We start from the raw sequence: 15,248 nt of genomic DNA, 5'->3' as shown, positions 1-15,248 counted from the left end.
TCACTCCCGATTGGGACGATGGGAGTGGTCAGGCGGCCTGCGTGCCCGCCTCGGAAGCGTGCTCGCCAAGCGCCCACTTCGAGAAGCGGATCTGGATTCCGTAGGGCGAATGCGCCTTCAGGATCTCCATCATGCCGTCGTAGGTTTCCGTGCGCGCCCAGTCCTGCTGCAATTCAAACGCGTACTGGCATGACGTGATCGGAACGGCGCCGGCCTGAACGAGCCGATCCATTGAACGATTGTGCGCCTCCACCGAAAGATCCCCGCAGGCGTCGGCCGCGACATAGACCTCGTAGCCCTCCTTGAGCATGTCCAACGCGGGAAACATCACGCAAGCTTCGGTCCAAAGACCTCCCAGCACGAATTTCTTGCGTCCGGTGGCCGCAACTGCCTTGCGGAAATTGGCATTCAACCACGAGTTCATTGATGTGCGATCGATGACGTCGTGATTGGGGAACAGATCGATGACTTCCGGCATGAAGGGGCCGGAAAACGAATCCTTGGCGACCGTGGACAGGACAGTCGGAATCTTGAACAGCTTGGCGGCTTTCGCCAGGATCTGGACATTGTTGAACACGCCCAAGCGATCATGCGACTGGACGCCCTGGTACATCGCCGGCTGGTAGTCGATCAGCACGATGGCGGAGTTGTCCGGGGTGAGCATATCGAGTTTCGACATCTGATGGTCTCCTTGCGATCGGCATGAGCGATCGTACGAAAGGGGAGGATTGAAGCGGCTGGGATGGTGGACCGTGAGGCCGGCCTGAGCTTGGACGATTGCGTCGCGGCTTGGACTGACGCCCGATGTCTCGTCGCGATGCGACCAATTGCCCGTCAGTCGATCGGTCTTCGCTTGCCATCGCCAGCATGTCCAAAGGACGCGCAGACCGTCCAATCCGGCGGGCGCTTGATCGACGAGTTTGCGCGCCGGAGCCGGACGAGCCCTCAGATTGCTCATGTCGGCCCTCTTGACTTCGTCACAGGAGCGAACGATGGCCTTGCTGAAATTGCGGGACGGTACCGAGCTTTATTACAAGGACTGGGGAAGCGGAAAGCCGATCCTGTTCAGCCATGGCTGGCCCCTCAGCGCGGATATGTGGGACGCGCAGATGTTGTTCTTCGCCGAGCATGGATATCGAACCGTGGCATTCGACCGAAGGGGCTTCGGCCGCTCGAGCCAGCCTTGGACGGGCTATGACTACGACACCTTTGCCGATGACATCGCCGATCTCATCAAACATCTCGATCTGCGGGATGTGACATTGGTCGGATTTTCGATGGGTGGCGGAGACATCGCGCGCTTCGTAGCACGCCACGGCAGCTCGCGGGTGGCCAAGCTCGTTCTGCTCAGCGCGGTAACGCCCCTGTTCGTCAAGACTGCGGACCACGACGGCGTCGACAAGTCGGTGTTCGACGGAATTAAGACGGGACTGGTCAAGGACCGCGCGCAGTTCCTCGACGACTTCAATCCCCTGTTCTATGGCACCAATCATGGCACGAAGGTGTCTCAGGGCGTATTCAAGCAAACCCTTCAGATCGCGCTGCAAGCCTCGATCAAGGCGACGATCGACTGCGTGACCGCATTTTCGGAAACCGACTTCCGGCCCGATATGGCCAGGATCGATGTGCCCACCCTGGTCATTCACGGCGAAGACGATCAGGTCGTGCCGCTGCATTACACCGGGAAGCTGGCAGCCGAGATGATCAAAGGCGCCCGGCTGAAGACCTATCCGGGCGCTCCGCACGCCACCGCGACGACCCATGCCGATCAGGTCAATGCGGACCTGCTCGCGTTCCTGCAAGCCTAGTGGACGGAGAAAGATGATGGCAATCAATCCGCTTTATCTGCTCGAGCCGAAGGACTGCGCTCTACTTCTGGTTGACCAACAGGCCGGACTGGCCTTCGGTGTGGGATCGATCGATCGGCAGGCCCTCATGAACAACGTCTCGCGCTTGCGAAAACCGCGACGGTGTTCGGGCTGCCGGTCGTGGCATCCACCTCGGCCACGAAGGTGTATAGCGGGCCGCTAATGCCGGCCATCAAGTCGGCGCTGCCGGGCATCGAACCGATCGATCGGCGCAGCATGAATGTGTGGGAGGACGACAAGGCGCGCGAGGCCGTTCTCGCCACCGGTCGGCGTCGCTTGATCGTCTCGGGCCTGCTCAGCGAAGCATGCGTGACCTTCGCAGTGCTTTCGGCGCTGTCGGCCGGCCTCGAGGTCTATGTCGTCGGAGACGCCTGTGGAGGCCTCACGACCGCAAGCCACGAACTCGCTCTCAGCCGGATGCAGGCCGCGGGCGCCCGTCTCACCTCCTGGATCCAGGTCCTGCTCGAGATGCAGCGGGATTGGACGCGACACGAAACGTACGATGGCGCGCGCGCCATCGTCGAGTCGCATGCCGGAGGATATGGTATCGGTCTCGCCTACGCCCGCGATATGATTCACCCCGCCTGAGAGCCGGGCGCGCCCGGATCTACCCCTCGGTCCGGGCCCGCCGCCAAGCTCCAGGGCTTGCGCCCACGTTGCGGGAGAACACCCTAGTAAAGTAGCTTTGGTCGCCGAAGCCGCAGATCAGCGCGATGTCGGCGAGCGGAAGCTTCGTGCTCAGCATGAGGCGCTTGGCCTCGTCGATTCGCAGTTGCGAGAGGAATTCGTGCGGGGCGACACCCGTGCTGCGCCGGAACGATCTTGCGAAATGGCTGGGTGTCAATTTGCATTCCATGGCGACGTCGGCGATCGTCAGGCTGCTGGCGAGCCGTGCCCGCATGATCTCCTTGGCGCGGCGCTCCTGCCAGGGCGCGAGGCCGCCGCCGACCGCACTATCCTGCGGGCGCAAGCCGCCATAGGTCTGCGCGAAGTGAGCGAGCAGGCCCAAACCGATCTGGTCTACGAAGAGCTGATTGGTTGCCGGATCCTGCTCGACTGCGCTGAGCAGCATGCTGGACAAGGTCGAGAGGTAAGGATCACGCTGGTCCCTGCTCCATTTAAGGGTCGAAACCGGCTTGGCATTGTGCTCTCGGGCGAATTCGTCAAGGGCCCGCCGGGGAACGTAGTACTGGACGGCGTCGAACGGACCTTTGAACTCACACTGAGGATTGTCCATCAGATTAATGACGCTGACCGTCCCGGCGCCGAAGGCCCCCGAATACCGTGGCTTGCCGGCGAGCCAGCAGGAATGCTTTTCGAGATCACCGAGCTGGTGCAACACGCTGAAGGCGGGCTCGGAAGGAATGGCCGCCGTCCGTTCCCGAACAAAGCGAGAGCAGGTCAGCCGTGTCATCGCGAGCGCCAACTGTCCCTCGCGATCGACGCGCAGCAAACAGTCTCCCTCCATGCCGAGGTGCTGACTAAGGCGACGACCGTAGAAGCCGTCGGACGCGCTGTCAGACTGTTGCCTCATTGCTGCGTCCTCCCATGGGTCATTCTATCCACTGTATTCCCGGTAAGCGCATGTAGAACAATTTTCTCATAGAGAGATAACCGTCGTCGTTCAAGTCGACGATTGGGTAGTGAGCCACAATGGCGCACTAGCTTAGAAATTGATTCGAAATAGGAAACGATGTGGAAGGATAGGTGAAAGTTGAGACACGATGCCCCGGGGGCAACCACTAGCTGAGCGGTGGCAAGATCGACTGCAGCTCGGCACGGCGCTCTTCCAGAAATGTCGGAAGCTGGAGCGTCTGACCCAACCGTTCCGGCGTCTCGTCGACCGCGAATCCCGGACCGTCGGTTGCGATCTCGAAAAGTACTCCGCAAGGCGCGCGAAAGCCGACCGCATTGAGGTAGGTGCGCTCGATGGGTTCGCTGACGACGATGCCGTATGCCGATCGGAGCTTCTCGACCATTTGCGAGCGATCATCGATATCCCTCGAGCGGAAGGCGACGTGACGGATGGTGCCGCCACCGAGACGTCCCCGCGAGGATTTTCCGATCATGCACAAGGTGATCGCGCCACCTGGACCATCATGAGCGACGAAGCGCATGGTGTTGTCCCTATGAGAGACCAACCGGAAATCGAACACCTTCTGAAGGATATCGATGGTTTCGTCCTCCTCGCGGACGTTCAACGTGACACCATGAAGTCCGCGCAGCGCGAAATCGGCCTGAGGCTTCTGATCCGCTCGCCCGGATTTAGCCGCCCACGTGTCCACCAATGTTTCGACCAGCGAAAGTTCGGTGCCGTCAGGGTCCGCAAAGCACAGCATGCGTTCGCCGAAAGGCGACGTTTCCAGTCGACTGCGGACATCAAATGAATTGAGGCGATTCTCCCACGCATCAAGTGAACTCGGCGCCACCCGAAAGGCTGTCTGCACGACTTCGCCGACGCCCATCATCCCCGGTGGTACACAGTTCCAGGCAAGCGTGCTCATCACGGCTCCTGGGCTTCCCGCATCGTCGCCATAGTACAGATGGTAGCTGCCGGGGTCGTCATAGCAGACGGTCTTCTTGACGCGCTTTAACCCCAGGACTCCTGCATAGAAGTCGGAGGCGCGGCGTACATCGCTTATGATCGCCGTGACATGATGAAGTCCGCGCGCGTTCACGTGGCTATTATCCAATCAACGATCTTTCGGCCAAGTGGCAATCCTGCCAGAAAGCCATATTTCCGGCCTCAGATACCGTAATCCTTGCGTCCCCAGAATACACAACCCCGAGAAGATGTTCCAAGTCTTGGACTCTTCCCCGATTATGAAAGTGCCACAAAGGCCAAAATCCTAACGGTAAGAGACCTGCATCACGCCGCCGCGACGCAATCGTACTAAGCACAGCCAAAACCTGCAATCTCTCCCCTTGGCAGCTCGTCGAAGGTTGGCCAGCCCACTTCGCGGCCAGGAGACGAGACCCGTGACCGCAATTCGGCGAACTACATGCCGGGCCAACGGCATCAGGCAGTTCTACCTTGAGGCCGGAGCCGGACCATCGATTGTCCTGCTCCACGGCTTCCCGGAAACCAGCTTTGCCTGGCGCTTCCAGATTCCGGTGCTCGCCTCGAACTGTCGGGTGATCGCTCCGGACTTGCGCGGATGCGGCATTTGAGCCGATCGCCGCCGCCTGTTGCGCCAGACTCGATTAATCGAGTGAACATGATGTCTTCAACCGATCAGAAGTCCACAACATCGTCCGCTGCGACCAACGCTTCCCCATGGATCGCATTTCGGCATGCCACATTTACGGTCGTGTGGATTGCGACCGTCGTCGCCAACGTCGGCACTTGGATGTACAACGCTGCGTCCGGATGGCTGATGACAAGCCTCGACGCCGATCCGCTCACCGTCTCGTTGGTTCAGGTTGCAAGCAGTCTCCCGATGTTTCTGTTCGCGCTGCCGGCCGGCGCGCTGGCGGATACTGTCGACAAGCGTCGTTTTCTGATTGGTTGCGAGATCGCACTCACGGTCGTCGCGGGCGCGAGCGCGGTGCTCGTCGGGCTCGACCTCGTCACGCCGACCATCCTGCTGGTGTTCACGTTCCTGCTCGGCGTGGGCGCCGCATTCACCGCGCCGGCGTGGCAATCGGTCGTCCCGCAGCTTGTACCAAAGGAGGATCTCGCGGCGGCAGTTGCGAGCAACGGGGTCGGGGTCAACATCAGCCGAGCTATCGGACCGGCGCTAGGCGGTGTCGTGATCGGCGGACTGGGCATCGCGGCACCATTCTGGTTCAATGCGTTGAGCAATTTCGCCGTGATCGGCGCTCTCCTCTGGTGGCGCCCGACCGCTTCTCAAGGTAGCGGCCTGCCGCCAGAACGTCTCGTCGGCGCCATGGTGATCGGATTCCGCCATGCGCGGTTCAATTCGAATCTCCGCGCTACGCTGGTCCGAGCGGTCGCATTTTTCTTCTTCGCCAGCGCCTATTGGGCTCTGCTCCCGCTCGTGGCGCGCAATCAGATCGCAGGCGGACCGGAGCTCTACGGCATTTTGCTCGGAGCGATCGGCATTGGCGCCGTCGTCGGCGCGTTTGCGCTCGCATGGATTAAGGCGATGCTCGGACCGGACCGATTGGTTGCGGGCGGCACGGCCGGCACCGCGCTCAGCCTGGTCCTGCTCGGCATCGCCCACCACGCCGCAATCGGTCTTTTGGCGTGCCTGATCGCAGGCATCTCCTGGATCGCCGTCCTCGCGACAGTGAACGTCTCGGTTCAGGTCTCCCTGCCCGATTGGGTCCGCGGTCGCGGCTTGGCCATGTTCGTCACCGTGTTCTTCGGTGCGATGACCGCAGGCAGCGCGCTTTGGGGACAACTCGCGTCAGGACTTGGCTTGGCGGCGGCGCACTTCATAGCGGCAGCCGGCGCCATCGTGGGGATCGCTTTGACTTGGCGCTGGAAACTTCAAGCGGGAGCGAGCGTCGACCTTGCGCCTTCGATGCATTGGCCGGCGCCGATATTGGCTTCTGATACCGATGCGGATCGCGGTCCGGTGTTGGTCACGGTCGAGTACCTCATCGCTCCCGAGAAGCGCGACGCCTTCCTTTCAGTTGTCGCAGAATTGGGGCAACAGAGACGGCGAGACGGGGCCTATGCCTGGGACGTATTCGAGGACGCGGCCGAGAGCGGACACTTCCTGGAAACGTTCATGGTCGCGTCCTGGCTTGAGCATCTTCGGCAGCATCAGCGTGTGACGAATGCGGATCACGTTGTTCAGGACACCATCGGCGAGTTCGGCGCCGCCACCGAGCCTAAAGTTACCCATCTTATAGCGGCCCGGCTTCGGTCCTCGTGATCGGGCGCCGCGGCACGACAGTGCCGGAAGTAGTTGCTATGGTCGCGCCTGGTCCTGCTCAGGGTTGATTACTTGGGTCGATCTTCTAACGACCAGCTCCGGACGAAGTACCACATGCCGGATTTCGGTCGAACCTCCCTTGATCGTCTCGACCAGCATCCTGGCGGCGATCTGCCCCATTTCCCGGTGCTCGATCCGGATCGTGGTCAGCGGCGGCGAGACGACGTCCATCAACGGCATGTCATTATGGCCCACCACTGAAATGTCCTCAGGACAGCGCAGCCCCCGCTCTTTCAGCACGTCGAGCACACCGAGGGCGAGCAGATCGTTGGCAGCGACGATGGCTGTGATGTTGCTTCGCCATCGAGCAGCGCCGCCGCCGCTCGAGCGCCCGCCTCACGCGTGTAGCCTGCCGCCTCGCGCACGACGCCTCGCCATCCATGATGAGCCATGGCGCGCACGAAGCCGTCGCGGCGCAACGCCCCTGTCGACGTCGACAACGGACCGGCCACATGCGCGATGTGGCGGTGGCCGAGGCCGGCCAGATGGTCGACCGCAAGCTGCATTCCGAGATCGTCGTCGGACACGACCGACGACACGCGATCCCGCGCCTCGGATCGGTTGACGAGGATCACCGGCAGGCCGCGCCGAATGCAGAAGCCGACCAGTTCGTCGTCCTGCGAAACCGTCGCCAGGATCAGGCCGTCGACGCGCTGACTGAGCAGGGTCTCAACGAACGAAATCTGCTGCGTGGTAGCATTGCCGGCATCTGCCACGATGGGCGCGTACCCTTCCGCCGAGAGTGTTTCCGCGATGCCGCCGAGGATCGGGGCGAAGACCGGATTGGCGATGTCGGGCAGCAGAACGCCGATCAGGTCGGACCGGCCGAGGCGCAGGTTCGCAGCCAGACGGTTCGGCTGATAGCCAAGCGCCTCCGCCTGCGAGACGATCCGCTCGGCCACGTCAGCGGCAACAAGATGGCGCTTCTTCGGGTCGAGCGCGCGCGACACCGTGGACGGGTGTACCCCACTGGCGTCGGCGATTTGTTTGATGGTGGTGACAGGTCGATTCATCCAACCATTTCCGTCCGTTAGCTAATTCACGAAATCGAGAATACAGGCCGACTTGACGATTTGCAATCGATTGCAATATAAAATGCAAACGATTGCAATCGGAATGCAATCGATTGCAGGAGCCAAAACAATGGCAGCAGGGATCATCGAGACAGTCGAAGACGTGACGCCAAACGTGCTGCGGGCGATGTCCGGCGCGGACAACGTCCGGCTTCAAACGGTGATGGAAGCCTTCGTCAGACACATGCATGCCTTCGCGCGCGAGGTGAACCTTACGGAAGCCGAATACGATCTCGGTATCGACTTCCTGAACCGGATCGGACAGGCCACCCACGACAGCCACAACGAGGGCATCCTCTTTGCCGATGCGATCGGGTTCTCGACGCTGGTCTGTCTGATCAACAACGGCAATGCCGGCGCAACCGAAACCGCGGCCGCGCTACTTGGCCCGTTCTGGCGCGCGAACTCGCCGCGGACGGCGAACGGCGGATCGATCGTACGCTCGCCGACGCCAGGCCCCGAGCTCTTCGTAACATGCGAAGTCGTCGATGTCGGCGGCAAGGCGCTAGCGGGCGTCGATATCGATGTCTGGCAATCCTCTCCCATCGGCCTTTACGAAAACCAGGACGACACACAAGCGGACATGAACCTGCGTGGCAAGTTAACGACCGACGCTGCGGGACGTTTCTCGTTTCGCTCGGTGAAGCCCGCCGGCTATCCGGTTCCTACCGACGGCCCCGTCGGCGAAATGCTGCGCGCCCAGAACAGGCACCCTTACCGGCCGGCGCATATCCATTTCCTCGGCTTCAAGCCCGGCTACAAGTCGCTGATCACGCAAGTTTTCGTCGATGACGATGCGCACCTTGAAAGCGACGTGGTGTTCGGGGTGACGCGCGCGCTCGTTGGTGACTATCGCCGCAACGACAAGGGCGAGCCGCCGGCGCCCGGCGTCGAGGCGCCCTGGTACACGCTGAACTACCGCTTCGTCATGGAACCAGGCGAAGCCATCCTTCCCAAGCCACCGATCAAGTGAGTGACACAAGATGTACCAGTCCATGAAAGGCAAGGTCGTGCTCGTCGTTGGCGGCGCCGGCAGCATCGGAGCGGTTGCCGCGGGGCGTTTCGCCGAGCTAGGCGCCCGCGTTGCGATCAGCCATCGCGATACCCCGGAGGAAGCGGCGGCGGCTGCAAAAGTGGTGCAGGCGCTGCCCGGCGAAGGCCATGCTGCGTTGATTGCCGATGTCGCGAGAACCAGTACCTTGGAGGCGCTGCGGGCCGAAATCGAGCGCCACTTCGGGCGGCTCGATGTCCTGGTCAACGCCGCCGGCTTCACAAAGCCGGTGCCGCACGCCGATCTGGACGCCCTCGACGACGAGCTGATCGACCGGATGTTCGCCGTCAACTGGCGCGGGCAGTTCGCAGCCATCCGCACCTTCGCCCCGCTCCTCAAAGCATCGGGAGACGGGCTGATCGTCTCGATCTCATCGATCGCGGGCACCAACGGCATTGGATCGTCGATCGTCTACTGCGCTGCCAAGGCCGGCATCGATGTGATGACCAAATCGCTGGCCCGCGTGCTCGCACCTGATGTCCGCGTGCTCGCCGTGGCCCCAGGTGTCGTCGACACCGGTTTCGTTCCGGGTCGCGGCGCCGACTTCAACACAAAGACCGCGGCGACCACGCCGCTGAAGCGGATCGCGACGGCCGAGGACATCGCCTCCGCGATCGTCGCCTGCGCCACGCAACTCGGCTTTGCCACCGGAACGACCTTCGTGGTCGACGGCGGCCGCTCGCTCTGAAGGGAATTTCCATGCGTTCGCCACGCGACAAGGTCATCATTACCTGCGCTGTCACCGGCAATCTGACGACGCCGGAGCAGACGCCTCACCTGCCGGTCACCCCGGCGCAGATCGCCGAAGCATGCCTTGGCGCGGCGGATGCGGGCGCTGCGATCGTCCATATCCACGTGCGCGATCCGCTGACGGGACGCCCATCGATGCTGCTCGACCACTATGTCGACGTCGTGCAGCGCATCCGCACCCGCAATCCCGAGCTGATCCTCAACATCACGACCGGTCCTGGCGGACGTTTCGTGCCATCGCAGGACGATCCAAGGGTGGCGGCCGAAGGCACCACCCTGATGGTACCGGAGAAGCGGGTCGAGCACATCACCGCGCTACGCCCTGATATCTGCACCCTCGATCTCAACACGATGAACTCCGGCCGCGAAGTGGTGATCAACACGCCCGGCAATGTCCGCCGAATGGCGAAAGTGATTGCTGAGGCCGGCGTCAAGCCGGAGATCGAGCTGTTCGATTCCGGCGACATCGCACTCATGCGCGACCTGCTCACCGACGGCACGTTGCAGGGCCCGCTGCTCTGCTCGTTCGTGATGGGCGTGCGCTACGGCTTCCAGCCCTCTCCCGAGACCGTGCTCTATGCGCGCGACTTGCTGCCCCACGATACGGAATTCACCGCCATCGGAATCGGCAAGGCCGCGTTCACGACCGTGGCGCAGTCCTATCTTGCCGGAGGTCACGTGCGGGTCGGTCTCGAGGATTCCGTCTATCTGTCCCGCGGGCAGCTTGCGACTTCCAACGCGGAGATGGTCGCCAAGGCACGCCGTATCGTCGAGGACCTCGGTGGCTCGATCGCCACGGTCGAGGACGCCCGCCGCATCGTCGGCCTGCCGGTGCGCCCCACTAAAAGCGCAGCATAGGAGCGAGCGATGAACGCTATCACCGGTGTAACGGCCGAAGCAAAGCCGGCCGTCGAGGCGACCTGCGTGCGGCTCAATGCCAGGGCGGCCGACGCCGCATCGATCGAACCGCGGATCGAGCAGCACTCGCTGTCGCGGCGGCAAGACGAGGTCGTGGTGGCGATCGAGGCCGCGGGCGTCAACCCGTCGGACGTGAAGGCTGCAACCGGACTCATGCCGTATGCGGTGTTTCCGCGCACCCCGGGTCGCGACTTCTCTGGACGAGTGATCGACGGCCCGCGCGAATGGATCGGCAAGTCCGTGTTCGGCACGTCGGGCGATCTCGGCATCCGCCGCGACGGCACCCATGCCTCGCATCTCGTCGTCGAGACTGCCGCACTCGTGGAAAAGCCGGCCGGCATCTCCATGGATGAGGCCGCAGGAATTGGCGTACCCTTCGTGACCGCGATCGAAGGCTTCAGGCGGGCGGAAATGCCGAGGCTGGGCGAGCACGTCCTCATCATGGGCGTGAACGGCAAGGTCGGTCAGGCGGCAGCGCAACTCGCGACATGGCGGGGTGCCAAGGTCATCGGCGTGGTCCGCAAGGACGAAACCTACGAAGGCCACGCCAACGCACCGATCGAGATCGTCAACTCCGCTACGACGGATGTCGCAGAACGCGTGCGCGAGCTAACCGACGGGAAAGGCGCCGACATCGTCTTCAACACGGTCGGCGATCCCTATTTCGACGATGCCCATCATTCTCTTGCCAAGGCCGGGCGGCAGATCCTGATCGCGGCGGTCCACAAGGTCGTGCAGTTCAACATCCTCGAGTTTTATCGCGGCCGGCACACTTACGTCGGAATCGACACGCTCGCCTTCTCCTCGGTCGAGAGCGCCGACGTGCTGCGCAGCGTGCTGCCCGGCTTTGCCGGCGGCTTCCTTCGTCCGTTTCCGATCAAGGACAGCTCGATCTATCCCCTGATCGATGCAAAAGCGGCGTATGCCGCCGTGATCGGATCGTCACGCGATCGCATCGTGCTGCGCCCGGGAGCATGATCATGCACGTCGTCCGCTTCGCCGAGGCGCCACCATACACGGCACCGGGCCACATCGACATGGCAATGGCCCGCCTGCAAGGACGAGAGGCCGGCCCCTCCTCCGATCTCTGGATCGGCGTGTCGGTGATCGCACCGGGCGGCGGGACCACCTTGTCCTCCTCGCCGCTGGAGAAGATGTACGTCGCGCTGGACGGAACGCTCCATGTTTCAGATGGCGAGGACGAGGTCGCGCTCGGCAAGTGGGATTCCTGCCGCTTCGCCGGCGGCGAGGACCGCATGCTGACCAACAGATCAGGCTCGCCGGTGACGGTCCTTCTGGTGATGCCGCTCTCGGCCGACGAGCGCCAGCGCGGCCTGTGATCAACATAACGCTAGGGAGACAACGATGAGCGCAATTTCGGCCAAAGGACGATCGAAGAAGCCGTTCTACAAGGTTCTTTACGTGCAAGTGCTAGCCGCGATCGCAGTCGCGATCGTGCTGGGCCATTACTGGCCGGCTATTGCGGTCGACATGAAGCCGTTCGGCGACGGCTTCATCAAGCTGATCAAGATGGTGATCGCGCTCGCAATCTTCTGCACCGTGGTCACCGGCATCGCCGGCATGTCGGACATGAAGAAAGTGAGCCGCATCGGCGGCAAGGCGCTTCTCTACTTCGAGGTCCTCTCGACCCTGGCGCTGATCCTCGGATTCGTCGCCGCCCATGTTGCGGCGCCCGGCTCCGGCTTCAACGTCGATCCGGCGACACTGGACGCGAAGGCTGTCGCGCAATATGCGGGCAAGGCGAAGGAGCAGACCATCGTCGAATTCCTGCTCAACATCATCCCGAACACCGTCATGGACGCCTTCGCACGTGGCGACATTCTTCCGGTGGTGCTGATCTCGATCCTGTTCGGCTGCGTCCTGTCCCGCCTTGGCGAGCGCGCGAAACCCATCCGTGACACGATCGATGCGGGATCGATGCTCATTTTCGGCGCCATCAACGTGATCATGCGCTTCGCACCGATCGGCGCGTTCGGGGCCATGGCGTTCACCGTGGGGCGCTACGGCATCGCCTCGCTCGGCCCGCTCGTCAAGCTCGTCGGGCTCTTCTACCTGACGTCTGCACTGTTCGTGTTCGGCGTTCTCGGGCCAATCGCATGGTTGTCGGGCTTCAGCATCTGGAAATTCCTCGTCTACATCAAGGAGGAGATCCTGATCGTGCTGGGAACCTCCTCGTCCGATCCGGTGCTGCCGACGCTGATGGAGAAGCTCGAGCGCCTCGGCTGTTCAAAGCCCGTCGTCGGTCTAGTTGTTCCGACGGGCTATGTTTTCAACACCGACGGCTCGTCGATCTACATGACGCTGGCGGCCCTGTTCGTCGCCCAGGCTACCAACACCGACCTCTCGCTCTCGCAGCAGATCGCGATCTTCGCGGTCGCCATGCTGACCTCGAAGGGTGCAAGCGGAGTGACCGGCGCTTCCTTCATCGCGCTGGTCGGCACGCTGTCGGTCGTCCCCACAATCCCGGTCGCGGGCATGGCGCTCATTCTCGGCATCGACCGTTTCATGAGCGAGGCGAGAGCCCTGGTGAACGTGATCGGCAACGGCGTGGCCACCATCGTGATCGCGCGGAGCGAAGGCGAACTCGATCTGACCCGTGTCAATGCCGTACTCGACGGCAGGATGGCGGATACCGGAAAGATGGACGTTCGGGCAGATATTATTGACGGCAACTCGCTCCCGTCGCGCCACCAAGCGTAGGCATTTGGCTCCAACCAGTGGGAGCTGCCTTGGACTCATTCGTGCGCTCCCGTCTCGTTCGGCCGCTCGCGGAGATCAAGCGCGACCTGACCTGCGACTGGGAGTCTATGCTGCCAAACCGTGCTCAACCTCAGTTGCTGTCAGGTCACCAATCGAAGCTCTTTTCAGGAAGCGGGCAAGACATTGCGCATATTGGCCTCGAATTTTACGAAATCTTCCCTGCGATGATCGACAAGTGTGACACCGTTCGCCGTCCCTGCCCCATCATCCCGCGAAGACGACGACCATAACCGATCCCCAGGTCGTCAGCAGAATGTTCGAGACCGGATAGGCAGGCGTATAACCGAGCACCACCACGGAGCTGCCCGAACGCTCCTGGATGGCGGCCATCGCGGCCGTTACCGTCTGCGCTCCCGTCAATGCGCCGAGCAGGAGGATCGGGTTCATGCGCAGCACGAAATGGCCGAAGCAGAAGCCGACGATCTGAGGCAACAGGGTTACGATCATGCCGCCCAGAAGCAGGCCGATGCCCGACTCCCGTATCGCCGAAAGAAAGACCGGCCCGGCATGGATCCCGGTCAGACCGACGAAGGCAGCCAGTCCGAGTGACGTCATAAGGCTAACGGCGCCGTCGGGGATCCGGCCGAAATAAGGGAGGCGTGTGCGGAGATAGCCGACCAGCAGTCCGGCGAGCAGTGTGCCGACGCTGGTGCTCAGCGAGATCGTCACACCGCCAACCGAGAAGCTCACGAGAACGCCCACGAGGCCGCCGAAGAAAATCGCGAGCCCTAATACGACGAAATCGATGCTTGTGCTCGGTGCAACAATGACGCCGATATTCTTGGCCGCGTTCTGCACGACGGTTTCAGGACCAACGATGCGAAGCAGATCGCCGCGCTGAAGCATCACTCCGGCCGCGATGGGGAGAGCTTCACCGCCCCGGCTCACCGAGCGCAAATAAAGGCCACGCGTCCAGTCCTGTTCCGACACCTGCTGGAGACTGCGGCCTGCGAGCTTCGCGTTGATCAGGAAAACGTCGGTCGAGACCACGGGGATATCGAGCAGCTCCTGGTCCTCCACTTCCTCGCCTCGCTGTCCGATCAGTTCGACGATGATCTGGCGCGGCGCGGACAGCGCGATGACGTCGCCGGCCGCGAGCATCGTTCCGGGCTCTGCCTCGAGGACGCGCTCTCCGCGACGAATGCGGTGGATGAACACGCGTTGTCCGGGCACCCGGGATTCGGCAACCGCAACCGTCAGTCCGGCGATCGCGGCGCCATGGTCCAGCCGGTAGGCACGGAGCTCGAACTTGCGCCAGGCGGATGCCAGGCCGGGCTTCGCACGCGTGATGCCCAACGCTTGCTCCAGTTTGAGCGCTTCCGTCTTCAGATCGATCTTCAGCAGCGCTGGAACGACAATCGTGCAGAACGTGATCACGCCGGCATAGCCGAAGATGTAGCAGACCGCATCGGCTACAGCGATGTGCGACACAAACAACGCCCGCTGTGCTTCGGGCACGGCCAGCCCGTTGACCGCGTCGGTCGCCGTTCCCATTGCCGCGCTCTGGCTCAGGGCGCCGGACATGAGCCCGGCCGCAAACCCGGGATCGAGTCGCAGCACGCGTGCCACGATGATCGCCGCCGCTAGCCCGGTGATGCTCACGACAACAGCCATCAGCATCGGCTTAAGCCCGTCCCGCTTCATCGCCAGCACGAATTGCGGACCGACCGAATAGCCCACCCCGAACAGGAACAGCAGGAACAGGAACGACTTGGTCATGCCGGAAACGGGCACATGCGCGAAATCGCCGACCACAAGTCCCGCGAACAGCGCGCTCGTCACCGGTCCAAGGCTGAAAGCGCCGATCCTGAAGCTGCCGATCCAGTAGCCCGCCGCGATCACCAGGAACAGCGCGAGCTCCGGATAACGGACGAGAAACTGCTGCAGCCAGATCAACATC

16 protein-coding genes are annotated in these 15,248 nt (G+C 62.4%); 10 read left to right on the top strand and 6 right to left on the bottom strand.

What is annotated here, in order from left to right:
• Positions 1 to 28 precede the first annotated feature (28 nt).
• A complete protein-coding gene (locus tag AKN84_RS04045) occupies positions 29 to 679 on the bottom strand; it encodes a hydrolase (RefSeq protein ID WP_050419473.1) in 651 nt (216 codons plus the stop codon).
• Between the two features lie 313 nt (positions 680 to 992).
• On the opposite strand from AKN84_RS04045, the gene AKN84_RS04040 reads away from it, so the two are divergent.
• Together AKN84_RS04040 and AKN84_RS04035 are read left to right on the top strand one after the other, a co-directional pair.
• A complete protein-coding gene (locus AKN84_RS04040; protein WP_050419472.1) occupies positions 993 to 1,808 on the top strand; it encodes an alpha/beta fold hydrolase in 816 nt (271 codons plus the stop codon).
• Between the two features lie 162 nt (positions 1,809 to 1,970).
• Complete coding sequence (locus AKN84_RS04035; protein ID WP_244484920.1) at positions 1,971 to 2,456, top strand: isochorismatase family protein; 486 nt, start codon at positions 1,971 to 1,973, stop codon at positions 2,454 to 2,456.
• A gap of 19 nt (positions 2,457 to 2,475) precedes the next feature.
• Here AKN84_RS04035 and AKN84_RS04030 read toward each other — a convergent pair whose 3' ends face one another.
• Complete coding sequence (locus AKN84_RS04030) at positions 2,476 to 3,402, bottom strand: helix-turn-helix domain-containing protein (RefSeq protein WP_050419471.1); 927 nt, start codon at positions 3,400 to 3,402, stop codon at positions 2,476 to 2,478.
• Between the two features lie 208 nt (positions 3,403 to 3,610).
• On the bottom strand, positions 3,611 to 4,546 hold the full coding sequence (locus AKN84_RS04025; RefSeq protein ID WP_050419470.1) for a ring-cleaving dioxygenase: 936 nt from the start codon (positions 4,544 to 4,546) through the stop codon (positions 3,611 to 3,613).
• A 301-nt stretch (positions 4,547 to 4,847) separates the two neighbouring features.
• Between AKN84_RS04025 and AKN84_RS44545 the strand changes: the two genes are divergently transcribed.
• A complete protein-coding gene (locus tag AKN84_RS44545; RefSeq protein WP_283805487.1) occupies positions 4,848 to 5,039 on the top strand; it encodes an alpha/beta fold hydrolase in 192 nt (63 codons plus the stop codon).
• A gap of 50 nt (positions 5,040 to 5,089) precedes the next feature.
• On the top strand, positions 5,090 to 6,715 hold the full coding sequence (locus AKN84_RS04020; protein WP_050419603.1) for an MFS transporter: 1,626 nt from the start codon (positions 5,090 to 5,092) through the stop codon (positions 6,713 to 6,715).
• A gap of 36 nt (positions 6,716 to 6,751) precedes the next feature.
• On the opposite strand, the gene AKN84_RS50265 is transcribed toward AKN84_RS04020, so the two are convergent.
• Together AKN84_RS50265 and AKN84_RS04015 are read right to left on the bottom strand one after the other, a co-directional pair.
• Positions 6,752 to 7,039, bottom strand: a complete 288-nt coding sequence (locus AKN84_RS50265) for a substrate-binding domain-containing protein (RefSeq protein WP_347337296.1) — start codon at positions 7,037 to 7,039, stop codon at positions 6,752 to 6,754.
• On the bottom strand, positions 7,009 to 7,788 hold the full coding sequence (locus AKN84_RS04015) for a LacI family DNA-binding transcriptional regulator (RefSeq protein ID WP_347337295.1): 780 nt from the start codon (positions 7,786 to 7,788) through the stop codon (positions 7,009 to 7,011). The genes AKN84_RS50265 and AKN84_RS04015 overlap by 31 nt, the downstream gene beginning before the upstream one ends.
• 130 nt (positions 7,789 to 7,918) lie before the next feature.
• Between AKN84_RS04015 and AKN84_RS04010 the strand changes: the two genes are divergently transcribed.
• From AKN84_RS04010 to AKN84_RS03985, 6 genes are read left to right on the top strand one after another with little or no spacing between them, the layout of a single operon-like run.
• On the top strand, positions 7,919 to 8,821 hold the full coding sequence (locus AKN84_RS04010; RefSeq protein WP_050419469.1) for a dioxygenase family protein: 903 nt from the start codon (positions 7,919 to 7,921) through the stop codon (positions 8,819 to 8,821).
• 22 nt (positions 8,822 to 8,843) lie between these two features.
• Positions 8,844 to 9,587, top strand: a complete 744-nt coding sequence (locus AKN84_RS04005) for an SDR family NAD(P)-dependent oxidoreductase (protein WP_244484918.1) — start codon at positions 8,844 to 8,846, stop codon at positions 9,585 to 9,587.
• 11 nt (positions 9,588 to 9,598) lie between these two features.
• A complete protein-coding gene (locus tag AKN84_RS04000; RefSeq protein ID WP_050419467.1) occupies positions 9,599 to 10,507 on the top strand; it encodes a beta-keto acid cleavage family enzyme in 909 nt (302 codons plus the stop codon).
• Between the two features lie 9 nt (positions 10,508 to 10,516).
• Complete coding sequence (locus AKN84_RS03995; protein WP_050419466.1) at positions 10,517 to 11,545, top strand: quinone oxidoreductase family protein; 1,029 nt, start codon at positions 10,517 to 10,519, stop codon at positions 11,543 to 11,545.
• Positions 11,546 to 11,547: 2 nt separating this feature from the next.
• Positions 11,548 to 11,907, top strand: a complete 360-nt coding sequence (locus AKN84_RS03990) for a cupin domain-containing protein (RefSeq protein ID WP_050419602.1) — start codon at positions 11,548 to 11,550, stop codon at positions 11,905 to 11,907.
• Between the two features lie 25 nt (positions 11,908 to 11,932).
• A complete protein-coding gene (locus AKN84_RS03985; RefSeq protein ID WP_050419465.1) occupies positions 11,933 to 13,288 on the top strand; it encodes a dicarboxylate/amino acid:cation symporter in 1,356 nt (451 codons plus the stop codon).
• A gap of 264 nt (positions 13,289 to 13,552) precedes the next feature.
• Here AKN84_RS03985 and aspT read toward each other — a convergent pair whose 3' ends face one another.
• Positions 13,553 to 15,247 (bottom strand): aspartate-alanine antiporter, encoded by a 1,695-nt coding sequence (aspT, locus tag AKN84_RS03980; protein WP_050419464.1) that lies wholly within the window; start codon positions 15,245 to 15,247, stop codon positions 13,553 to 13,555.
• Position 15,248 lies beyond the last annotated feature (1 nt).

Source organism: Bradyrhizobium tropiciagri, from assembly GCF_001189845.1.
Lineage (GTDB): Bacteria > Pseudomonadota > Alphaproteobacteria > Rhizobiales > Xanthobacteraceae > Bradyrhizobium > Bradyrhizobium tropiciagri.
The sequence above is the reverse complement of the archived record's forward strand: the minus strand, read 5'-3'. Positions and strand labels throughout refer to the sequence as shown.